This is a genomic window from Quisquiliibacterium sp. (assembly GCF_982640115.1).
Genome location: NZ_CEXFHW010000055.1, coordinates 1 through 20,667 on the forward strand (window position 1 = coordinate 1; position 20,667 = coordinate 20,667).

General features: G+C 71.3%; 18 protein-coding genes. 14 read left to right on the forward strand and 4 right to left on the reverse strand.

The window, feature by feature from the left end; genetic code table 11:
• A partial coding sequence (locus tag AC2H6A_RS08290; protein WP_484272689.1) for a DEAD/DEAH box helicase occupies nt 1–3,446 on the forward strand: 3,446 nt, incomplete at its 5' end.
• A 24-nt stretch (nt 3,447–3,470) separates the two neighbouring features.
• On the opposite strand, the gene AC2H6A_RS08295 is transcribed toward AC2H6A_RS08290, so the two are convergent.
• The 3 genes from AC2H6A_RS08295 to AC2H6A_RS08305 all read right to left on the reverse strand — a co-directional run bounded on the left by AC2H6A_RS08295 (nt 3,471) and on the right by AC2H6A_RS08305 (nt 6,560).
• Nucleotides 3,471–4,259 (reverse strand): enoyl-CoA hydratase/isomerase family protein, encoded by a 789-nt coding sequence (locus AC2H6A_RS08295; RefSeq protein ID WP_484272690.1) that lies wholly within the window; start codon nt 4,257–4,259, stop codon nt 3,471–3,473.
• Nucleotides 4,260–4,341: 82 nt separating this feature from the next.
• On the reverse strand, nt 4,342–5,424 hold the full coding sequence (locus tag AC2H6A_RS08300; protein ID WP_484272691.1) for an acyl-CoA dehydrogenase family protein: 1,083 nt from the start codon (nt 5,422–5,424) through the stop codon (nt 4,342–4,344).
• Nucleotides 5,421–6,560 carry an acyl-CoA dehydrogenase family protein gene (locus AC2H6A_RS08305; protein WP_484272692.1) on the reverse strand — a complete coding sequence of 380 codons (1,140 nt, stop codon included), beginning with the start codon at nt 6,558–6,560 and terminating at the stop codon, nt 5,421–5,423. Before AC2H6A_RS08305 ends, AC2H6A_RS08300 begins: the two co-directional genes overlap by 4 nt.
• Before the next feature lie 290 nt (nt 6,561–6,850).
• Between AC2H6A_RS08305 and AC2H6A_RS08310 the strand changes: the two genes are divergently transcribed.
• From AC2H6A_RS08310 to AC2H6A_RS08370, 13 genes are all read left to right on the forward strand, one after another.
• Nucleotides 6,851–7,807 carry a Bug family tripartite tricarboxylate transporter substrate binding protein gene (locus AC2H6A_RS08310; RefSeq protein WP_484272693.1) on the forward strand — a complete coding sequence of 319 codons (957 nt, stop codon included), beginning with the start codon at nt 6,851–6,853 and terminating at the stop codon, nt 7,805–7,807.
• Between the two features lie 134 nt (nt 7,808–7,941).
• Nucleotides 7,942–8,232 carry a Flp family type IVb pilin gene (locus AC2H6A_RS08315; RefSeq protein ID WP_484272694.1) on the forward strand — a complete coding sequence of 97 codons (291 nt, stop codon included), beginning with the start codon at nt 7,942–7,944 and terminating at the stop codon, nt 8,230–8,232.
• Nucleotides 8,233–8,277: 45 nt separating this feature from the next.
• Nucleotides 8,278–9,693, forward strand: coding sequence for a hypothetical protein (locus AC2H6A_RS08320; protein ID WP_484272695.1), 1,416 nt, complete (start codon nt 8,278–8,280; stop codon nt 9,691–9,693).
• Nucleotides 9,694–9,754: 61 nt separating this feature from the next.
• Nucleotides 9,755–10,525 (forward strand): hypothetical protein, encoded by a 771-nt coding sequence (locus AC2H6A_RS08325; RefSeq protein WP_484272696.1) that lies wholly within the window; start codon nt 9,755–9,757, stop codon nt 10,523–10,525.
• A complete protein-coding gene (locus tag AC2H6A_RS08330) occupies nt 10,522–11,259 on the forward strand; it encodes a hypothetical protein (RefSeq protein ID WP_484272697.1) in 738 nt (245 codons plus the stop codon). Before AC2H6A_RS08325 ends, AC2H6A_RS08330 begins: the two co-directional genes overlap by 4 nt.
• Complete coding sequence (locus tag AC2H6A_RS08335; protein WP_484272698.1) at nt 11,256–11,477, forward strand: hypothetical protein; 222 nt, start codon at nt 11,256–11,258, stop codon at nt 11,475–11,477. Before AC2H6A_RS08330 ends, AC2H6A_RS08335 begins: the two co-directional genes overlap by 4 nt.
• Nucleotides 11,474–12,499 carry a Flp pilus assembly protein CpaB gene (cpaB, locus tag AC2H6A_RS08340; protein WP_484272699.1) on the forward strand — a complete coding sequence of 342 codons (1,026 nt, stop codon included), beginning with the start codon at nt 11,474–11,476 and terminating at the stop codon, nt 12,497–12,499. The genes AC2H6A_RS08335 and cpaB overlap by 4 nt, the downstream gene beginning before the upstream one ends.
• Complete coding sequence (locus AC2H6A_RS08345) at nt 12,496–13,812, forward strand: type II and III secretion system protein family protein (protein ID WP_484272700.1); 1,317 nt, start codon at nt 12,496–12,498, stop codon at nt 13,810–13,812. The genes cpaB and AC2H6A_RS08345 overlap by 4 nt, the downstream gene beginning before the upstream one ends.
• A gap of 4 nt (nt 13,813–13,816) precedes the next feature.
• Entirely contained in the window at nt 13,817–15,469 is a 1,653-nt protein-coding gene (locus AC2H6A_RS08350) for a TadA family conjugal transfer-associated ATPase (RefSeq protein ID WP_484272701.1), read from the forward strand.
• On the forward strand, nt 15,466–16,356 hold the full coding sequence (locus tag AC2H6A_RS08355; RefSeq protein ID WP_484272702.1) for a type II secretion system F family protein: 891 nt from the start codon (nt 15,466–15,468) through the stop codon (nt 16,354–16,356). Before AC2H6A_RS08350 ends, AC2H6A_RS08355 begins: the two co-directional genes overlap by 4 nt.
• Entirely contained in the window at nt 16,353–17,306 is a 954-nt protein-coding gene (locus AC2H6A_RS08360) for a type II secretion system F family protein (protein WP_484272703.1), read from the forward strand. Before AC2H6A_RS08355 ends, AC2H6A_RS08360 begins: the two co-directional genes overlap by 4 nt.
• Nucleotides 17,303–18,472, forward strand: coding sequence for a DUF192 domain-containing protein (locus AC2H6A_RS08365; protein ID WP_484272704.1), 1,170 nt, complete (start codon nt 17,303–17,305; stop codon nt 18,470–18,472). Before AC2H6A_RS08360 ends, AC2H6A_RS08365 begins: the two co-directional genes overlap by 4 nt.
• Nucleotides 18,462–19,331, forward strand: a complete 870-nt coding sequence (locus AC2H6A_RS08370; RefSeq protein WP_484272705.1) for a TadE/TadG family type IV pilus assembly protein — start codon at nt 18,462–18,464, stop codon at nt 19,329–19,331. The genes AC2H6A_RS08365 and AC2H6A_RS08370 overlap by 11 nt, the downstream gene beginning before the upstream one ends.
• A 13-nt stretch (nt 19,332–19,344) precedes the next feature.
• On the opposite strand, the gene AC2H6A_RS08375 is transcribed toward AC2H6A_RS08370, so the two are convergent.
• Nucleotides 19,345–20,667: GMC family oxidoreductase (locus AC2H6A_RS08375; protein WP_484272706.1), on the reverse strand; the 1,323-nt coding region annotated here is incomplete at its 5' end.

Below are 20,667 nucleotides of genomic sequence, written 5' to 3' on the forward strand. Positions count from 1 at the left end.
CCGCCGCGGCCTTCGAGGATGCGTTCGCCCTGCGTCGCACCGAGAGCGGTCAGCGCAAGCGGCTGCTCGCCGAGACCATCGCGTGGCTGTATCCGATGTGCCTGTTCGCCAGCCGCGACCCCGCCCGGCTGGCGCTGGCGCGGCGCTTCTGCGCGGCCGAGGCCGGCACCCGCAAGGCCCAGGACGAGACCACCTGGGGCCGCTGGATGAAGGCCGCGGACATCCGCCTGGGCGATGAGCCGTCCGATCCCGGATTCGGTGAGCTGCACGCCTGGTTCGGCACCCGACCGCAGCTGTCGTGGGCCCAGCGCATCATGTTGCGGGCCTGGCTGCTCGGTTCGCAGCCGGCGGCCCCGGCGCTCCTGCCGCGGGGCGAAGCCCCGGGCGCGGTGGTGGGCCGCGATCCGGCCCTGGCCCGCGCCGCCGCCCGTGCCGCGCTCGGGCGTGCGCTGGAGCAGACCGGCCTTGCCTGGCTCGCGCAGCAGCTGCGCAGCGCCGAGCAGGTCCTCGAGGGCCGGCCGCCGGAGCAGCCCTTCTTTGCCGGCGGCGAAGGCGAGGCCTGGCGCGACGCGCTCGCGGCGATCGCCGCGCTCGGGGGCGCCGACGAGGCCGATGCCGCGGCGTCGGCGACCGCCTCGCGCCTGGTCTGGTCGATCCACCGTGATGGCAACGGCCGGGTGATCGGCATCGAGCCCCTGGAGCAGAAGCGCGGCGCCCGTGACTGGAACAAGCCGCGGCCGTTGTCGCTGTCACGCCTTGCGCGCAGCGCCGATCTGGCCGCCGACGATGCGCGGGTGGCCCGTGCAGTGCGCCAGTCGCGCGCTTACGGCGCGGCGCATGTGCTCGACATCCCGTCGGCCGCGGCCGCGCTCGCCGGCCATCCGCGGGTGGTGCTGGCCGAGGATCCGGAGCGCTTCGTGGCGCTCACCGAGGAGCCGCCGGATGTCCGGCTGGAGGCGGTCGACGGCCACTGGGAATTGCGCTTCGAGCCCGATCTGGTCCGCCTCTCGGGCCAGGCGCCGGGCTTCGAGTTCGACGCGCATGGGGCTGTGCGTGGTGGCGGTCTGCCGCTGGACGGCGCGGTGTTCGTGCTGCCCGATCAGCCCGGCCATGCGCGGCTGATCCGCATCACCGCCGCGCATCGCCGGGTGGCGGCGCTCGCCGCGGGCGGGCTGCGGGTGCCGCAGAGCGCTGCCCAGGAGTTGCAGTCGGCGCTGCCCGCACTGGCCACGCATTTTCGTCTGCGCGCCGATCAGGCCCATGGTGCGCAGGCCCACATCGCCAGCGGCAAGCTGCGCGCCGAGCTTGCGCCCGTGGGGCAGGGCATCCGGCTGCGGCTGGTGAGCGCGCCGCTCGGCCCGCGCGGGCCAAGGTTGGCGCCCGGCGCGGGCCGGATCGAGGTGGTGGCGCCGATCGACGGGCAGGTCTGCTCGGTCAGCCGCGATCTGGCGCGCGAGCGCGCCGTGCTGCGCGAACTGCTCGAGCGCTTCGACATGCTCGAACCGCCCGACGAGGCCGGTCGCATCCCGGAGTGGGAGGTGCCCGAGCCGGAGCTCGCGCTGACCCTGATCGAGGGGCTGCCCGAGCAGCCCGGCATCGAGGGCCTGGACTGGCCGGGCGGTCGGTCACTGCAGGTGGTCGGCGCGAGCGCCGGCAGCATGCGGGTGTCGGTGCGCCGCGATGGCCGCTGGTTTGCGATCGACGGCGAGTTGCGGGTCGATGAGTCTCGGGTGGTCGAACTCGCCCGCCTCATCGAATGGGCGGGCGAGCAGCGCAGCCGCTTCGTGCCCCTGGGTGAGGACCGCTGGCTGGCGCTCACCGATCGATTGCGCCAGCAGATCGACGATCTCGCCGCGGTGGTCGAGACCGCCCGGGGCGAGGCCGAGGCGTCAGGTGGCCGCGCGCCGGGCACGCGAGGGCGGCGCGGCGCGCCGGTGCTGCGCGCGCCGGAACAGGCAGCCGAGTGGATCGACGATGCGCTGGCCGACACCGAGCGCGATGACGCGGCGCTGCGCGAACGGGTCGACGCGCTGCGCTCGGCGGTGGAGGCGCCGGTGTTGCTGCCAGCCGCCCTGCAGGCCGAGCTGCGTCCGTACCAGCTGCAGGGGTTCGAGTGGGTGATGCAGCGCGCGCAGGCGGGCTTTGGCGCCTGTCTGGCCGACGACATGGGTCTGGGCAAGACCGTGCAGGCGCTGGCGGTGCTGCTCGCGCGAGCGGCCCAGGGGCCGGCCCTGGTGGTGGCGCCGACCTCGGTCTGCGGCAACTGGGTCGACGAGGCCAAGCGCTTTGCGCCCGGCCTGCGCACCCGGCTCTATGGCGCAGCCGACGCCCGTGAGGGGCTGCTGCGCGAGGCGCGGGCCGGTGATCTTGTGGTGGTGTCGTACACCCTGCTGCAGCAGTCGGCCGAAGCCTTCGGCGCACAGCGCTGGGCGACGCTGATCGCCGATGAAGCGCAGGCGATCAAGAACGCCAGCGCCAAGCGCAGCCAGGCCATCCGCGAGCTCGATGCCGGGTTTCGGCTGGCGCTCTCGGGAACCCCGATCGAAAATCGCCTGGGCGAGCTCTGGGCGATCATGAGCTTCGTGAACCCGGGGCTGCTCGGCAGCGCCCAGCGCTTTGCCGAGCGCTTCGTCATCCCGATCGAGCGCGACCGCGAGCTGCGCGCCCAGCGCACCCTGCGCCGCCTGATCGCGCCCTTCGTGCTGCGGCGCCTGAAGTCCGAGGTGCTGCGCGAGCTGCCGCCACGCATCGAGACCGTGCTGCAGGTCACCCCCGAACCCGATGAGGCCGCGCACTACGAGGCGCTGCGCCGCGAGGCCCTGGCCACCGCGCTGGGGGCCGGCAGCCGAGACCGCATCAATGTGCTCGCCCAGCTCACCCGGCTTCGGCGTGCCGCCTGCGATCCGCGTCTGGTCAATCCGGCGCTGGGCCTGGTCGGCGCGAAGTCGGTGGCCTTCATGGAGCTGGTTCGCGAACTGGTGGCCAACCGCCACAAGGCGCTGGTGTTCAGCCAGTTCACCGACTTCCTGGGGCTGCTGCGCGAGCCGGTGCAGGCCGAGGGCATCGCCCATCAGTACCTGGACGGATCGACGCCGCCCGCCGAGCGGACGCGACGCATCGCCGCCTTCCAGGCCGGCGAGGGCGACCTGTTCTTCATCAGCCTGAAGGCCGGTGGCTTCGGCCTGAACCTCACCGCGGCCGACTATGTGGTGATCGTGGACCCATGGTGGAACCCGGCCGCCGAAGACCAGGCCACCGGCCGGGCGCATCGGATCGGCCAGAACCGGCCGGTGACGGTGTACCGGCTGGTCAACCGCGGCAGCATCGAGGAGCGCATCGTGGCTCTGCACCACGACAAGCGCTCGCTGGCGCAAGGCATCCTCGAGGACATCGATGCCGCAGCCCTGCCCTCGGTGCAGGAGCTGGTCTCGCTGCTGCAGGACTGAGCGCTGCGGGCCGGGCCAGGCCGCTCACCGGCCCTGGAACACCGGCTCGCGCCGGGCGGCCATGGCCGCCACGCCCTCCTTGAAGTCCTCGGTGCGGCGCTGCCAGTCCTGCTCCTGGCTCTCGCGATTGACGGCGGCGGTGACCGCCTCGACCAGACCCTGGCGCAGCGTGGCCCGGGTGGAGACCACCGCCAGGGGCGCGGAAATCGCGATCTCGGTGGCGAGTTTCAGGGCAGCCGAGCGCAGTTCCTCGCGCGGCACGAGCATGTCGGCCAGACCCATCTGGAAGGCCTCCTCGCCGCCCACCCGACGCCCGGTATAGAACATCATGGCGGTCTTCTGCTGGCCGATCAGCCGCGGCAGCGTGGCGGTGAGCCCGAAGCCGGGGTGAAAGCCCAGACGGTTGAAGTTGGCCGAGAAGCGCGCCTCCGGGCTGGCCACCCGGAAGTCGGCCGATACCGCCAGCCCCAGGCCACCGCCCACGGCTGCGCCCTGCACGGCGGCCACCACCGGCTTGGTGCAGGCGAACATGCGGATCGCCTCGGTGTAGAGCGGGTTGAGCACGCCCGGGCGGCGGGTGGCGGCATCGTCGTCGCGCTTGGAGAAATCGGCGCCGGCGCAGAAGGCCGTGCCCTGCGCGCACAGCATGATCGCGCGGCAGTTGGCCTCCTTGTCGAGCGCCTCGTAGGCAATGGCCAGGCCCTCGATCAGACGCAGGTCGAAGAAGTTGTGCGGCGGGCGCCGGATCTCGACGATGGCCACGTGGCCCTCGAAGCTGACATCGATGTCGGGGATCAGGTCGGGAATGTGCATGGCGAAGGCTTTCCGGGTGTGAGGGGAGCGGGAGCCGCTTTGGATGCGGGCGACGGTTCAGGTGGGCAGGGTGCTCTGCGATTCAGGCGGACAGGGCGCGTTGGGTGAGGGCAGGCCAGAAGCCGGCGGCGCCGGCGGCGATGGCCGCCTGGCCCAGGCGTTCGGCCCACCAGGCATCGGCGCCGAACTCCTCGCGCCAGGCCCACAGGCGACGGGTGGCGAAGTGCAGTGAGTGCTCGTGGGTGAAGCCGATGGCGCCGTGCACCTGATGCGCGATGGCCGCGCCACGCGATGCGGCCTCGCCCACCCGCACCTTGGCCACCGCAGCGCTGAAGCGTGCGTGGTCCGCCTGCGGCGAGCCGGCCCAGGGCGCGTCGGCTGCCGCCACCCGCGCGGCCACCCGCGCCGCGGCGACATCGCCGGCGAGCATGGCGAGCTGCTGCTGGATGGCCTGGTTGCGGCCGATCGGCTTGCCGAACTGGACGCGGTCATTGGCGTACTGCACCGACTGCTCGAGCAGCCATTCCAGCGCGCCCACCATCATGATGGCGCGGGCCGTGGCGCCCAGCGTCCAGACCGGTGCCGCGAGCCCGGGCATCGGGTTGTCGGCGATGGCCGCCAGCGCGGCGTCCCGGAAGACGATCTGGTCGGCCGGCAGGCGGGCATGGTTCAGGCCGGGCTCGCAGCGCACTGCCTCGCCCTGACGCATCGCGAGCAGGGCAATTCGGCCATCGGCGAGCGAGGCCAGTGCATGGCCGCAGTGCCGCGCCCAGGCCACACGCCGGGCCTGACCGCCGAGGCGCGCCGCCGCACCCTCGCCGCCCAGCTGCAACTCGGCATCGTGGCCCTGCTCGATGAGCGCGATCGGGCCCTCGGGCACGGCGATGCCGGCCATCGACAGCAGCTGCCCGGCGATCAGGGTTTCGGCCAGGGGCAGCGGTACCTGCCAGTAGCCCAGCCCGCGCAGCACCGGGTAGGCGGCGCTCCAGGGCTGGCCCAGGCCGCCGGCGTCTTCGGTGGTGAGCACCAGGCCGAAGCCGTTGTCCATGGCGAGCTGCCACAGCGCCTGCGGGAATTCGCCCGCCTCAACGCGCTGGCGCAGGGCCTTGTCGGCGGTGTCGGCAAACAGCCGCGCCGCGCTCTGCTCGATCAGGTCGTCGCTCATCTCAGGTCCATGCCCTTGGCGATGATGCCGCGCAGGATCTCGCGGGTGCCGCCGCGCAGCGAGAAGGAGGGCACCGCAAGGGTGATGTAGGTCATGGCCTGGGCCAGCGGGGAACCGGGCTCGGCCAGGCCGCCGAACAGGTCATGCGCGATCTCGGGCATCTTCTGCTCGACCAGCGCACCCTGGTCCTTGACCGCCGCGGCCGCCAGCGCAGGATTCTCGCCACGCGCGAGCATGGCAGCCACGCCGAGCGACATCTCGCGCAGGGTGCCGTACTGGGCCACGACCCGGCCGAGCTCCACCGCATGGCGCGGGTTGGCCGGATCGGCGGCAGCGAGCATCTCGAGCAGGAGCTGGGTGCTGCTCAGGTAGCGCTCCGGTCCGGAGCGCTCGAAGGCGAGCTCGGTGCCCACATTGCGCCAGCCCTCGCCCTCCTTGCCCAGCAGGTTCTCGTGCGGCACCAGCACATCGTCGAAGGTGACCTCGTTGAAGTCATGCTCGCCGAGCTGGTTGACGATCGGGCGCACGGTGATGCCCGGGGTCTTCATGTCGATGAGGAACTGCGACATGCCGGCGTGGCGGTTCTCGCCGCGGTCGCTCGTGCGCAGCAGGGCGATCATGTAGTGGCAGCGGTGCGCGCCGGAGGTCCAGACCTTGCGGCCGTTGATCACCCAGCCATTGGCGGCCAGGGTGGCGCGGCTGCGAATCGAGGCGAGGTCGGAGCCGGAATCGGGCTCGCTCATGCCGATGCAGAAGAAGGCCTCGCCGCGCACGATCTGGGGCACGATGCGCGGCGCGAGCACATCGGGTGACAGGCGCATCAGCAGCGGCCCGCTCTGGCGGTCGGCGGTCCAGTGGGCTGCGACCGGCGCGCCGGCGGCGAGCAGTTCCTCGATGACCACATAGCGTTCCAGCGAGCTGCGCTCATGGCCGCCGAAGGCCTTGGGCCAGGTCATGCCGATCCAGCCGCGCTCGCCGAGCTTGCGGCTGAATTCGGCGCTGAATCCCTGCCAGTTGCGAACCCGCTTGCTCACCGGGTAGTCGGCGAGATGCCCGGCGATGAACTCGCGTACCTCAGTGCGCAGCGCTTCGCATGCCGGGGGGAGTTCCCCGGGGTTGATGTTCAGGACCTGCATGGCGCTCCTCGTGGGCTCTGGCGGGCCCGGATCCGCGGCAGGGCAGACCCCGCCAGGGGTTTCATGGGTGGCAACCGGGCCCGCGCTGATCGATCGGATCCCGGTCGATCGATTCTCGGCGTGCCCGCCTTGTTGGGCAACCGACCAGCGTGCTAGCGTCCCTCGGCCATCCGGCCTGGCGGTTCGGTTTACCCGGGCTTGCAGGCCGGTTTGCCCCGCGCTGCCCGCGGGGTTGATGCAAATGAAACAGGTCGTCCCTGTCGACGGCCAGGCACCGGAGACCGCGTTCCATGAGAAGACTGCTCGCCGCGCTGCTGCTGCTGCTGGCAACCCCGCTTGCCCTCGCGCAGACAGCGTTTCCGACCAAGACGATCCGGATCATCGTGCCCTTCAATGCCGGCAGCGGATCGGACTCCTATTCGCGCTTCTACGCCGAACTGCTCAACAAGATGTACGGCTGGTCGGTCACCGTCGAGAACCGGCCGGGCGGCAGCGGCGTGGTCGCCATCAACGCGGTCAAGGGCGCGCCGGCCGACGGACACACCTTGCTGCTGGCCAGCGTCTCGCCGATGGCAGTCAATCCCATCGTGCTGAAGAACCTGCCCTATGATCCCTTCAAGGACTTCCGGCCGGTGCATGGCCTGTCGGTGGGGCCGGCGGCCTTCGTCGTGCGCGGCGACTCGCCGTATCGCACGGTGAGTGATCTGGTCGCGGCGATGAAGAAGGCCGGTCGCCCGATGTCGGTGGGCAACTACTCGAAGGGCTACGAGCTGATCGGCGCCTGGCTGGGCACGGCCAGCGGCGTGCCGGTCACCCCGGTCACCTACAAGGGCGGCTCGCAGATGGTCACCGATGTGATCGGTGGCCAACTGGATGTCGCGGCCAATGATTTCTCCGGCGTGGCACCGCTCATCCGCGAGGGCAGGCTGCGCGCGCTGGCGATCACCGGCGACCGCCGGGATCCGATGTTCCCGGATGTGCCCACGATGAAGGAGAGTGGCTTCCCCGACTTCGAGACCTATGTCTGGGCATCGCTCTATGTGCGCGCCGAGACACCCGACGATGTCACCGCGAAGCTTGCCGGCGCGATTGGCAGGGCAATGGCCTCCGACGAAGGCAAGGCCTTCTCGGCGAAGAATCCCGGGCAGTCGCTGGCGCTGGCGATGAAGGAGCTCGGCGACTTCCAGATGCGCGAGTACACCCGCCTGAAGAAGGCCGCCGACGCTGCCGGCATCAAGCCGGAGTGAGGCGCGAGCGCCGGCTTGCGCACAGGGGCTGCTTGCCGGTGTAGTCCATGAACTAGGTCGACGGCGCAATGGTCGCGCTGTGCTGCCCGGCGGTTCAATGGCTCCCACGCATCGTGCGTGACAAGGAGCCCCACATGACCTTCCCCATCCCCCGCCGCGCGCCCGCCGGCCCCGCCCGCCGCCCTGCCGGTCAGGGCATGACCGAGTACGTGATCATCGTCGCCCTGGTGTCGGTGGCCGCCATCGGCATCTACACCCTGTTCGGCCAGACCCTGCGCAACCAGACCGCCGGGCTCGCGCTCGAGATGTCCGGCACCGATGCCACCTCGGCGGTGGCCCATGCCCAGAGCAGCGCCTTCACCGCGTACACCAACGCCAACGTCCGCAAGGGGCTCGACAACTACCACGCGTCCAACCGTCCCTGAACCTGGCGGCGCCTCGCCCTCCCCACGCACATCGCGGTGTTCGCCATGCCGGTTCGTCATTGCGTCTCGCGCCTGGCCTGCACCAGCCCGGTTGGCGGCGTGTCCGGCGTATGCCGCGTCCGGTCGGGCAGTCCGGGCTGTCGCCCGCCGCGCCGTCAGGCCGGGGTGGTGCTGGTGCTGTGCCTGGCGCTGCTCCTGCTCGGCGCGCTCGGTCTGCATCTGTCCTTCGCCGCCGGCCGGGCCTTCACCGAACGCGAGCGGCTCGATGCCGCCGCTGATGCCGCGGCCTACAGCGCCGCGTTGTGGCAGGCCCGGGTCCTGAACTACCAGGCGCTCGCCAACCGGGCCATCGTCGCGCACGAGGTGGCCATTGCCCAGGCCGTCACGCTGGCCTCCTGGGCACGCTACTTCGCCCGGTTCAGCCAGTCCGCCTCGGTGCTGGCCGCGCCCTGGCCGCCGGTGGCCGGTGCGCTCGCGGCGGTGCAGGATGCCGCCGGCGTCGTCGCCGAGATCACCGAGCAGGTCACGGGTGAGGAAGTGGCCATGCGCAGTGCCGACAGCCGCCTGCTCGCCGCCGGCCAGGAGTTCCTGCAGCTCTCGGTGGGCGGTTTTGCGGCCAGTGCGGTCGCCAACGAGATCGTGCGCTCGGCAGACCCGCGCTTCTTTGCCTTCACGCTGCCGCTGCCGGCATCGGTGGTGCCCACGCGGCGTCATGCCGGCGACGATCGGACACGCCTCTTCGAGGTGGTTCGGCGCTCGCTCGATGACTTCGTGCTCGGCCCGCGCGGGCTGGATCTGCCGCTGTACCTGCTGCCCAGTCCCTGCTTCGGCAGTCCCGGTGCCGGGTGGTCGGCCTGGTTCAGCATGCTGCGCAAGCGGGGTGGCACCACCATGGGGCCCGACCTGCAGCGCTGGGAGGCCGCCGACACCCTGTCGCTGCACACCCACCTGCCACAGCGAGGCTGGTTTGGCTGGTTCCAGGGCTGCCGTCAGGTGGAGGCGCTGCCGCTTGCCTGGGGTGCGGCCGAGGCCGCCTCGCCCCCGGCCGGCATGCTCGTGGGCGACCCGGGTCAGGTGCGCGAGAACCCGTCTGCCGCGGCGCTCGCCGAGCAGACCCTGGCCGCGAGTCCGATCGCCGGCATGTCGGCGTATCCCGGCATGCCGGTGGTGCGCGAGTTGGACCATGGCGCGCTGGCCGACACCCGTTTCCCGGTCGCCCGCCTCGCCGTGCTGGCCCGCGCGCCGGCCCCCGCCGGGCGCGGCGCGGGTCGGCTCGCGTTGCCGTCGGCCGAAACGGCCGGGCAGCTCTGGTCTCTGGCCTCGGCCGAGGTCTACTTTCGCCGACCGCCGGGCGAACCGACCCGGGTGGAATACGCAAGCCTGTTCAGTCCTTACTGGCAAGCGCGTCTTGTCGAACCCTCGGCGCTCGAGCGCGTGGTGGCGGCTGGCTATGCCCGCTGAACGCCGCCCAGCCCTTCGGTCTGCGCCTCGGCAGCGGGGGCAGGCGCTTGTCGAGTCCGCGGTGGCGCTGCTGGCCCTGGTGCCGCTCCTGCTGGCTATCGTCTGGCTGGGCAAGGTGGTGGCGCTGCGCCAGTCGGTCATCCAGGCAAGCCGGCTGGTGGCCTTCGAGTGCACCGCCCGCCTGCCGGTCTGCGATCACCCGTCGGGTCCGGCGGTGCTTTCGATGGAGGCCAGGCAGCGGGTGTTCGCGCCGACGGACACGCCCGTGCGCAGCCGCGTGGCCGATGCCGCCCGACTCGATCCATTCCTGAGCCGTGGCAGCGGGTTCGCCGGTGCGGCAGATGCCGATGCGGTGTCGGTGCGCATCGTTGCGCGTCCTTTCGATGCCGGCCTGAATGTCGCGCTCACGCGCCCGGCCACCGATCTGCCGCCTCTGGCCTGGCTGTCGGCAGTGGCCGGGCCGGCGCGCTTCGGTCATGAGATCACGGGTGGCCTTCGCGTAGCCACGGTGCAGGCCACGCTGCCGCTGGCGGGCGGTCCGTGGCGAGAGGCCGTGCGGGTGTCCATGGCCGCTGACACGGCCGTGCTGTCGGGCGCCTGGCAGGCGATCGGACCGCGGGGGGCGCATCCTGATCACCTCGAGGCCCGCGTCCGGGCGGGGGCGCAGCTGCACTCGGCCTACGCGATCGCATTGGGTCTGCGTCAGGCGCCGGTGCTCGGGCTGCTCGGTCTGATGGATGCCATCGGCCTGGAGCCCCGCGCTGGCAGTTTTCGGCAGGGATGGTTCGATGTCGATGTGGTGCCGTCCGACCGCGTGGGGGGCGCGCCATGAGCCGTGGGTACCATCGCTGGTGGGTGTCATTGCCGATGTCGCTTGCAGCATGCATCGCTCTCGCGCAGGGCACCCCGCCCGCGCTGCCCGCGCTCGCCGAACTCGCGCTGCCCGCGTCAATCCGGGTCGAGCGCGTGATGGATGATGCCCGCATCGACGGCCGCTCCGCCGCGGTCCTGAGGCTGCAGGCGCCATGGCCCTGTGCGCAGATGCTGGCGCTGGTGCGGTCGGCCTGGCGCGCGGCCTGGTCGGTCCCGCTCGTGCAGACACATGCCGAGGGCTGGCTGATGCTGTCGGCGGCCTTTCGCGACGGCCTCCTCAGCGCGCAGTGGCAGGCGGCGCCCGCCGGGGGGTGCCAGGGCTTCCTCACCCGCTGGCCGTTTGGCGCGCAGCGGCTCCCGGCCACGCAGGCCGCAGTGGCGCCGCCCTGGCCGGGCGCGCCGGCGCCGGTGCGCTGGCTGGGCCGTACCGAGTCCGGGGCGGGTGTACGTCGGCAGACCACCTGGCTTGCGCACGATGACCGGCCGCTGGATCAGGCCCTGCCCGACTGGCGGCAATGGCTCCTGCGGGCTGGCTGGCGCTTGCGCCCTGATTTCCGCCCCAATCCGGCCGATCCCGGCGCTGGCGTGCTGCTGGCCGGCGAGCGGTCCGGCCCTGCCGAGGTCGGCCTCCTGCTGCGGCCGCGGCGACACATCACCGAGCTCGTGCTCATCGTCCAGGGAGATTCCGCATGACCCGTCCCTTACCCGCGGCCGCTCGGCCGCACCTGTCTTCGCCTCGTCCGCGTCGCGGCTTCACCCGTCCGCGCGGGCAGGCCGCGATCGAGCACCTGGTTCTGCTGCTGCTGGTCGGCGTCAGTCTGGGCTTCGGCGCGGGTGGCCCGCTCGGTGCGCTCTGGCAGTCGCTGCTCACCCACCATGCGCGGCTCTCTGACGCCGTGTCGCGGCCATGAGCGCGCGCTGGCAACTCGCGGCCCGGTCGATCGCCGCTGATGCGCTGGGCTGGTCGCAGCGTCACCGGCAGTGGCTCCTGCTCGGCGGTGCCCTCGGGCTGGGCACGATCGCGGCGCTGGTGGCGCGCTCCTACATCGATGCCCAGGTGGCCCTGGAGCGCCAACGCCTGCAGCCCGCAGGCGAGAGCGTGCCGGTGGTGGTCGCGCGGCGAGACCTGCCTCGCGGTGAGACTGTCAGTCCGGCCACGATGGCCGTGCGTGAGATTCCGCGCGAGTACCTGGTCGGCGCTGTGGTGTCGCCCGAGCGCTTCGAGTCGCTCGCTGGCGCGCGACTGTCCGTGGCGATGCGCGCCGGCGAGCCATTGCTCCACACCGGCGTCGAAGGCGGCGAGACGGGCGGATTCGCGTCCCGGGTGCCCGCCGGCGTGCGGGCTTTCACGGTGGTGGTCGATGAGGTCAATTCCCTCTCGGGCATGCTCCAGCCGGGCGATCGCATCGACCTGCTGCTCAGTGCCCGGCCGCCGGCAGGCCCGGGCAGTGCCCAGCCGCCCGAGATCACCCGAGCCTTGCTCCAGGATGTCCGGGTGCTGGCCACCGGCCGGCAGGTAAGGCCCGGGGCCGACGAGCGTGGCACGGCCCGCAGCTTCGGTGCGATCACCGTCGAGGTCACGCCCGCGCAGGCCCAGCGCCTGGTGGTCGCGCAGCGCATCGGCCGTCTCACCGCCACCTTGCGCAATCCCGATGACCGCTCGCCGGTACCCGCCACCAGCGTGGATGTCTGGTCGGTGCTCGGTCTGCCCGCGCCCTTGCCGGCGGAGCGCACGGGTGTCGTGCCGCGCGGCGCGGAACTGATCGTCGGCGGGCAGGGCTCGCTCAAGACCCACCGATCGGCTGATCCGGCGCCGATCGGCGTTGCGATGCCGTCCATGCCGGCGTCGGCGGTGGCACTCCTGCCGGGCATCGTGCCTGACGCATCCAACCCCCTCATGCCGGGCGCTGTCGCGCCGGCCAGACAGCCATGATCCGCCTTCTTCGATGCCTGGGCTGGTGCTCGGCGCTTGCCTCCTGCGCGCCGGTGCCGGCCTTCGCCAGCGAACCCACCGCACTCACGCTCTATGTCGGGCAGGCCCAGGTTCTCGAGCAGCCCGGCGTGCGGCGCATCGTCATTGGCAACGGCAAGGTCGTGCAGGCCACTGCCCTCGATGAGCGTCAGGTGCTGGTCATTCCCGAGGCACCCGGCCAGAGCACCCTGCACCTGTGGGGCGCCTCCGGTCCCGAGAAGCCCTTCGTGATCACCGTGCTGCCGGCCGATGTGGCTCGCCTGGTCGGCGAGGTTCGTGCCCTGCTCGGCGAAGCGCCCAACCTGCGCATCAAGCCGCTCGGCGACAAGCTGCTGCTCGAGGGCGAGAGCCTGGGCGAGGAGCAGGTTGCACGACTGGCCGAGGTGGTCCGTCGCTACCCGCAGGTGGTCAACCTCACCAGCAAGCTCGGGGTCGAGCGGATGATCGCCATGGATGTGCGCATGGTGGAGATCCGCCGGGATTCGCTCGAGAACGTCGGCGTGCGCTGGAACCCGAATGCCGCCGGTCCCACCTTCGGCGTGCTCGGCGACCTCAAGCGCAACCCCGCGTTCACGCCCGGTGGCAGCGCTGCGAGCGTGGAGGGTCTGGACATCCGCCCTAGGGTGGCGCCCTTCGCCTCCATGCTGGGCATCGCGTCTTCCTTCGCGTCGGTGATCAACCTGCTGGTCCAGCGCGGCGAGGCCACCATCCTCGCCGAGCCCAGTCTGTCCTGCCGCAGCGGTGGCTCGGCGCGTTTCCTGGCCGGCGGCGAGCTGCCCATCCCCTATTCCACCGGCCTGGGCAACACCAGCGTCGTCTTCAAGGAGTACGGCGTGAAGTTCGATGTCAGCCCCACGGCGAGCGCCTCGGGCGTGATCGCCGCCCGCATCGCCACCGAGATCTCGGCGGTGAACTTCGATGTGCAGGTGAAGGACATTCCCGGCATCTCCAAGCGTCGCGCCGAGACCGAGGTCAATCTGCGCGAGAACGAGACCCTCGTGATCGCCGGTCTTCTCGCCGACGAGAGCACCCGCAGCATCGATCAGGTGCCAGCGCTGGGCGATCTGCCGGTCCTCGGCCGGCTGTTCCGTTCGCGCGCGTTCCGCGATCGTCAGACCGAGCTGGTGGTCTTCATCACCCCGCGCTTCGTCGGCGGTGTGGTCGAGCCCGCCGAGCGTGATGCCGCCGGTGATCTCGACGCGGCTCGCCGCAAGGCCGCCCAGGTCCGCGAGCGCACCGAGTGGACACGCGAGCGTTCGCGATTCGTGGAGTGAACCGATGCTGATGCTGATCATCGAGGCGGACGGGCTTTCTCCCAGGCGGGTGATGATCGATGCCTTGCCCTGCCGGATCGGTCGCCGGCGCGACAATGCGGTGGTGCTCGACAGCTGGCGGGTGGCAAGGGTGCACGCCGAGATCCATGCCATGGAACATGGTGTGCGGCTGGTCGATGCCGGCGCGCTTTCGGGCACCTGGGTCAATGGTGAGCGCATCGTGGAGTTCGGTCCGGTCGATCCGGCCGACGAGATCGTCATCGGTGGGTTTCGCCTGCGGGTGATTGCCGTTGCAGCGCAGGCACCTCTGGCTGTCGATCCGGGCATGGCGAGCCCCGAGCTGCCGTCCGAGCCGGCGGCAGCACCTTCATCTGCGACCCCTGCCGAGCCGCCCGCGCCCGAGACGGCGGCACCGGGTGATGACCCCGCTCGGGCCTGGCGGGTCCTGCTGCATCGGCGTCTGCTGCAGACCATCGATCTGCGCCGCAAGGATGTCCGCCGGCTTTCGGCCGGCCAGTTGCGGGCCGAGGCGAGGGCGCTGCTCGAGGAACTGCTCGCTGACGAGCCCGAGTTGCCACCGGCGCTGGACCGAGCCCGGCTGATCGACGACACCCTCGACGAGGTGGTCGGTCTGGGGCCGCTCGAGCGGCTCATGTCCGATCCGCTGGTGAGCGAGATCATGGTCAACAGCGCCGCCGAGATCTTCATCGAGCGTGCCGGCCGGCTTCAGCCCGCCCCCTGCAGCTTCAGCAGCGAGGCTGCCGTGCGCGCGGTCATCGAGCGCATCGTCACGCCGCTGGGCCGGCGCATCGACGAGAGCTCGCCCATGGTCGATGCCCGCCTGCCCGACGGCTCGCGGGTGAACGCGGTGATCCCGCCACTGGCGGTCAAGGGCTGCGCACTCACCATCCGGCGCTTCGGGCGTCAGGCAATGCGCCCCGAGGATCTGATTCGCCTGGGCTCGGCCGACGCCCGCATGCTGGGCTTTCTGCGGCAGTGCATCCGTTCCCGCCGCAACCTGGTCATCGCCGGCGGCACGGGTTCGGGCAAGACCACGCTGCTCAACCTGCTTGCCGGCTTCATCGATCGGGGCGAGCGTCTGGTCACGATCGAGGACGCCGCCGAGCTCTCGCTCGACCATCCCAACCTGGTGCGGCTGGAGGCGCGGCCGGCCAACGCCGAAGGCCGCGGCCAGGTGGCCATCCGTGACCTGGTACGCAACGCGCTGCGAATGCGGCCCGATCGCATCATCGTCGGCGAGTGCCGCGGCGGCGAGGCCCTCGACATGCTGCAGGCCATGAACACCGGACACGAGGGTTCGCTCACCACCGTACACGCCAACAGCGCCCGCGATGCCATCGCGCGGCTGGAGACCATGGTGCTGATGGCCGGCATGGACCTCCCGTTGCCCGCGGTGCGTGAGCAGATTGCCTCGGGCATCCAGATCGTCGTGCAGCAGGCGCGCGCGCCCGACGGCAGCCGGCGCATCGTCGAGATCAGCGAGATCACCGGCAGCGAAGGCTCGCGCCTGCTGATGCAGCCGATTTTTCGCCATCGGCAGGGCCGATTCGAGGACTGCGGGAACATGCCGCAGTTCTACGAGCGCATCGGTCTGCCGCCAGCGTCCTTCCACGCGCTCGCCGGGGGGTGGGCATGAGTGCAGCGCTGTCTTCGCCGTGGCTGCAGCCGGCAACCTGGCAGCCCACGCTCATGGCCGCGTGCATCGGCGTGGCCGCGGTCTGTGCCACTGTGCTGATCGGTCATCAGCTTGGTCAGGCCTGGCCGGCCTACCGCCGACGCTTCCTGCACGGGGTCAGTCGCCAGTTGCAAAGGGCCCATCTCTATGTCGATGCCAGCCGGTTGCTGGCGCTGAACATCGGGCTGGCTGGCGCCAGCACCGTGGCCGTTCTGATGGTCAGCGGCAGCCCGGTGCTGGCTGGTGTGTGTGCACTCGGCTGTGGCTTCCTGCCGCGGCTGGTGCTCTGGTGGTTGCGGCATCGCCGCTCGGCGGCCTTGCGCCAGCAGCTGCCCGACATCGTCATGCTCCTGGCCGGCGGACTGCGCGCAGGCATGAGCCTGAACCAGTCACTCAGCCAGGCCGCAGCCGAAGTCCCCGCGCCCTTCCGGCAGGAGCTCGAACTCATGCTGCGCGAGCAGCGACTCGGCGCAAGCTTCGAGGCCGCGCTTTCGGGTCTGGAGCGCCGAGTGCCGCTGGAAGAGACGCTGCTGCTGTGCGCGGCCCTGCGCATCAGCCGTCACACCGGCGGACACCTTGCTCAGACGCTTGAATCGCTGGCCGATGCGCTGCGGCGCAAGATCGCCCTCGAGGGCAAGATCCGGTCGCTCACCGCCCAGGGCCGGCTGCAGGGCTGGGCCATGGGCCTGCTGCCGGTGGTGTGTGCACTGGCGCTTGCCATGATCGAACCCGAGGCCATGGCCATGCTGGTCACCACGCCCCTGGGCTGGGCCACCTGCATGGTGCTGCTCCTGATGCAGGCCTTGGGCCTGCATGGGCTGCGGCGCATCGTGAGCATCGATCCATGAGCGGGCCCGCCTTCGTCGTCAACACGGCGGTCGCTGCCGGGCCGACGGTGGGTGCCACGCCCGATCCGGCGCTGATCCTGGCCGTGCTGTGCCTGGCCGGTGCTGTCGCGCTCGGTCTGGCGTGGCTGACCGCCTTCCTGTCGGCTCGACCCATCGTCAACCATCTGGTCGACGGTCCGCGACCGAGGCTCCCGCTCTTCTGGCGCTGGGGTGCCCCGCTCATCGATCCGCTGGCTGCGCACCTGGCACCCTGGCTGTCGGCGGCCACGCGCTTTGCTCTCGTCGAGCAGTTGCGCCGCGCTGGCCTCGATGTGGTGCTTGGCCCGGAACGCTTTCTGGCCGGGCGGCTGCTTGCGGCCGGACTGGGTGGTGGCTTCGCGGCGGTGCTCGGCCAACCTTTTGGTGGTCCCTCGGTGCTGCTGGTGGTCGCGTCTGTTGGGGTCGCGGGCTTCCTGCCACGCACCTGGCTGGCCGATCTGGTCCGCCGACGCGAGCGCGCCGTGCTGCGCGAACTGCCCTTCTATCTCGATGTGATCACGCTGGCCGTCGAGGCGGGACTGAACCTCTCCGCGGCGCTTGCGCAGGCTGCCGACAAGGGGCCTCCCGGCGCGCTTCGCGACGAATTCGAGCGGGTGCTGCGCGATGTCCGCGCCGGTCGGCCCAGAGCCGACGCGTTGCGGGCCATGGCCGAGCGCTTGGCCCAACCGGCGGTTGGCAGTCTGGTCTCGTGCCTGATCGTCGCCGAGCAGCAGGGCGGGGCGCTTGGTCCGGTGCTTCGCGCCCAGGCCGAACAGCGCCGCACCGAACGCTTTCAGCGCGCCGAGCGGCTGGCCATGGAGGCCCCGGTGAAGATGCTCGCACCGCTGCTGCTGTTCATCTTTCCCTGCACCTTCGCGGTCCTGCTCTTTCCGGTGGCCGCGCGCATGCTCATGGAGGGCTGGCTGAAATGAACCTTGTTCCTGCACACGATTTCAGGGCTCGGCTGCGTGGCTGGCTGGGCCGGTCCAGACCCGTGCCCGGCGAGGCGCTCTGGCTGCATCCCTGCCGGGCGGTACACACCATCGGCATGCGCTTTCCCATTGATCTGCTCTTTCTCGACGCGCGCGGACGCGTGTTGCGCGTGGTTCATGGGCTGCCGCCAGGGCGCGTTCGCTGCCACTGGGCGGCGCGTTCGGTGGTCGAGTTGCCGGCAGGCGAGGCCGCGTCACGCCTGCTGGGTCCAGGCAGCCAGCTCGCGCTGCCGCATCAGCTGGATGCGGGCCGATCGACCCTCCGCGTCGGTTTCGCCAGCGGTCTGCTCGGGTTGCTCCTTGCGGGCGTCTCGCCAGTCGAGGCCGCAGCGCCCATCGAGCATGAGGACCCGGTCGACATCGTCTTCGAGACCGAATGGACCCCCGACCTGCGGCGCCTGGTGGAAGACCCGCTCGTGAGCGTGATGCCGGCGTGGCTCCTGGCGGCGGCACCGCCGCGGCTTCCCGCGCCCGGACCCGCCGGCGCGCCGGCCGCTGCGGCAGCACCCCTCGCCCCGGCCGCAACGGCTGCGTCGGTCGCGTCAGCAGCGTCGGTCGGGTCAGCAGCGTCAGCAGCGTCGACCGAGCTTGCGCCGCTCGCGCTCGTCAGGCCTCTTGCGCCACAGACCCTCGCTCGTCTGTTCGACGAGGCCGAGAGCCTCTACCTGGCCCGGCAGGGCGCCCGCGCGCTGGAGGCCTTGCGCCAGCTCACCGAGCTCGAGCCCACGCACCGGGGCGCATGGTTGCGGATCGGAAACCTTCATCACCAGCGAAACCAGCTCGAGGCGGCGGCGCTTGCCTACCGCCGGGCCGCCGCGCCACCGGCAGATGGCATTCCCGAGGCAGAGAGCGTCAGTGATGCCTCGGTGCGCGCGCGTGCGCTGGCCAATCTCGCGGCGGTTGCCCTGGAGCAGGCCCGTGACGCGCTCGCTGACCTGCAGCAGGTCCGGGTACCGGCCGCCTCGGCCACCGCGGCGCTGCGCGAGCAGCTCGTTGCCGATCTTCGCCAGGTCGAGGCGGCAGCCCGTGCTTCGGGGCCGACCGCCGCCCGCGGGGTGGTGGAGGTCCTGCGCGGAGGCGCCGGTGGGCCCGGGAATGCGCGCTGATCGTCTGAACGCGACCGGCAGGCGCGTTCTGGGTGCGGCCGCGCTCGAGACCCTGCTCGCGGTCCCGATCGTGCTGCTGGCCGGCCTGTTCGCCCTGCAGTTCGCGCTGGTGCTCAATGCCCGCCAGGCGGTGGTGCATGCCGCCGTGGAGGGTGCCCGCACCGGTGCCGTCGGTCATGCCGATCCGCGCGCCATCGAACGCGGCTTCGCACGCGGCATCACCCCCTGGCTGATCGGCTCGCAGGGTGCCCTCGACCATGAGCAGGCGGTGTGGCGCGCCTGGCTCCATCTGCAGGAGGGTCTGCTCGGTGGCTGGGTGCGCTGGCGTCAGCTGTCTCCCACCGAGGCCTCGTTTCACGACTGGGCGGTGCCGGTGCTCGATGAGGCCGGCCTGCCGGTTCCCGGCAGCCGGGAGATTCCCACGGATCATCTCGACGCGCGTCGCTGGCTGGCAGGTGGCGGCGCCGAGGCTGGTCTGCTGCCCGGTGAGGGGCCGGTCGGGCCGACCTCGGGGCAGACCCTGTCCGACGCCAACCTGCTCAAGCTGGAGTTCACCTACGGGGTGGCACTGGTCGTGCCGCTGGTGGGGAGGCTGGCTGCGTGGGCGATGGCCCGCATCGAAGGCTGCCCCGGCGGTGGCGCAGTGGCCTTGCCGGGGAGCGATTCCGGACATGCCGGTGCGCCGCGTCTGGGCGCCCTCTCGCTGGGCGCCCCGCCGCCCATGCTCGCCCCTCGGGGCCGGCACTGCGCGTTCTACAACGCGGTGGACCCGGCCGGCCGAGCTCGACCGCGCTGGCCGGTGCGGGTGTCGGCCGTGATGCGCATGCAGCAGGCGGCCCGCCATGCCGGCGCGGGCTGAGGCCTTGAGCGTGTCAGTCGAACAGATTGGCCAGGCGCTGCTTGATCTGGTCGGCGATGTAGAGCGCGAGCGCCTGGATCGTGGAGGTGGGGTTCACCCCACCCGAGGTCACGAAGATGCTCCCGTCGACGATGAACAGGTTCTTCACATCGTGACTGCGTCCCCACTCGTTGACCACCGAGCGGCTCGGATCGGTACCCATGCGGGCGGTGCCGAGCAGGTGCCAGCCGGCCATGGCCAGCGGCGCTTCGGTCACGATCTTGTGCGCGCCGGCCGCGCGCATGGCCTCGGTGCCGCGCGCCATGGCGTGGTCGAGCATGCGGCGGCTGTTCTCGCTCAGCGTGTAGCTGATCCGTGGCGCCGGAATGCCGTGGCCGTCGGTGAGCACCGGATCGAGCGTGACGGTGTTGTGCTCCTCGGGCAGGTCTTCGCAGATGCCCATCATGCTGGCGCTGTTGCCGAAGTGCTCCCGGAAGGCGCGGTGGTGGTCCGCGCCCCAGGGCACCAGACCATTGGCCATCCCGGTCACCCCGGCCATCACCGGCGCCTGTCCGCGGTTGAACTGGAAGGTGTAGCCGCGCGCGAAGCCTCGGCTGCGATCAGTCTCGTAGAACTCCTGGCTCCAGATCGAGATGCCCGGGCCGTGGAAGCCGTCGAGCGGTTCATCGAAATAGCCGCGGATCAGCGCATAGGGATGGAACATCAGGTTGCGCCCGACCAGGCCGCTGCGGTTGGCCAGACCATCGGGGAACTGCCCCGACTTCGAGTTGAGCAGGATGCGTGGCGTGCCCACGCCGTTGCAGGCCATGATCACGATCTCGGCCGGCTGGAAGTGCTCCACGCCGTCAGCGTCGTAGTAGATGGCCCCGTTGGCCATGCCCTGCGCGTTGACAGTGATCTCGCGCACGCGTGCCCGGGTGCGCAGCATCACCCGGTTGCGCAGCGCCTCGGGCCAGTAGGTGATGTCGGTGCTGGCCTTGGCGCCCTGGGCGCAGCCGCCGATGCAGTGGCCCAGATTGATGCACGGCGCGCGGCCTTCGTACTCGCGCGTGGCCATGGCGGTGTCGGCCGGCCACCAGTGCCAGCCCAGACGGTTCATGCCCCGGCCCATGCGGGTGGCCGTCTTGCCCAGCGGAATTGGCGGCATCACCGCTTCCTTGGTCGGGTAGGCCGGGTCTCCGGCCAGACCCGAGATACCCATCATGCGATCGTTGAGCGCGAAGAAGGGCGCCAGGCGGTCATAGTCCACCGGCCAGTCCTCGGCCACGCCATCAAGGCTGCGCACCCGGAAGTCCGACGGGTGCAGACGCGGGAAGTGCCCGGCATACAGGATGGT

What these genes read in the sequence shown, in the direction of transcription:
- AC2H6A_RS08295 (WP_484272690.1), bottom strand. Translation starts at nt 4,259, where the DNA reads ATGCACATTCCCGACCTGATCCCCGACATCGATGTCAGCTTCGAGGGC.
- AC2H6A_RS08300 (WP_484272691.1), bottom strand. Translation starts at nt 5,424, where the DNA reads ATGAGCGACGACCTGATCGAGCAGAGCGCGGCGCGGCTGTTTGCCGAC.
- AC2H6A_RS08305 (WP_484272692.1), bottom strand. Translation starts at nt 6,560, where the DNA reads ATGCAGGTCCTGAACATCAACCCCGGGGAACTCCCCCCGGCATGCGAA.
- AC2H6A_RS08310 (WP_484272693.1), top strand. Translation starts at nt 6,851, where the DNA reads ATGAGAAGACTGCTCGCCGCGCTGCTGCTGCTGCTGGCAACCCCGCTT.
- AC2H6A_RS08315 (WP_484272694.1), top strand. Translation starts at nt 7,942, where the DNA reads ATGACCTTCCCCATCCCCCGCCGCGCGCCCGCCGGCCCCGCCCGCCGC.
- AC2H6A_RS08320 (WP_484272695.1), top strand. Translation starts at nt 8,278, where the DNA reads ATGCCGGTTCGTCATTGCGTCTCGCGCCTGGCCTGCACCAGCCCGGTT.
- AC2H6A_RS08330 (WP_484272697.1), top strand. Translation starts at nt 10,522, where the DNA reads ATGAGCCGTGGGTACCATCGCTGGTGGGTGTCATTGCCGATGTCGCTT.
- AC2H6A_RS08335 (WP_484272698.1), top strand. Translation starts at nt 11,256, where the DNA reads ATGACCCGTCCCTTACCCGCGGCCGCTCGGCCGCACCTGTCTTCGCCT.
- cpaB (WP_484272699.1), top strand. Translation starts at nt 11,474, where the DNA reads ATGAGCGCGCGCTGGCAACTCGCGGCCCGGTCGATCGCCGCTGATGCG.
- AC2H6A_RS08345 (WP_484272700.1), top strand. Translation starts at nt 12,496, where the DNA reads ATGATCCGCCTTCTTCGATGCCTGGGCTGGTGCTCGGCGCTTGCCTCC.
- AC2H6A_RS08350 (WP_484272701.1), top strand. Translation starts at nt 13,817, where the DNA reads ATGCTGATGCTGATCATCGAGGCGGACGGGCTTTCTCCCAGGCGGGTG.
- AC2H6A_RS08355 (WP_484272702.1), top strand. Translation starts at nt 15,466, where the DNA reads ATGAGTGCAGCGCTGTCTTCGCCGTGGCTGCAGCCGGCAACCTGGCAG.
- AC2H6A_RS08360 (WP_484272703.1), top strand. Translation starts at nt 16,353, where the DNA reads ATGAGCGGGCCCGCCTTCGTCGTCAACACGGCGGTCGCTGCCGGGCCG.
- AC2H6A_RS08365 (WP_484272704.1), top strand. Translation starts at nt 17,303, where the DNA reads ATGAACCTTGTTCCTGCACACGATTTCAGGGCTCGGCTGCGTGGCTGG.
- AC2H6A_RS08370 (WP_484272705.1), top strand. Translation starts at nt 18,462, where the DNA reads ATGCGCGCTGATCGTCTGAACGCGACCGGCAGGCGCGTTCTGGGTGCG.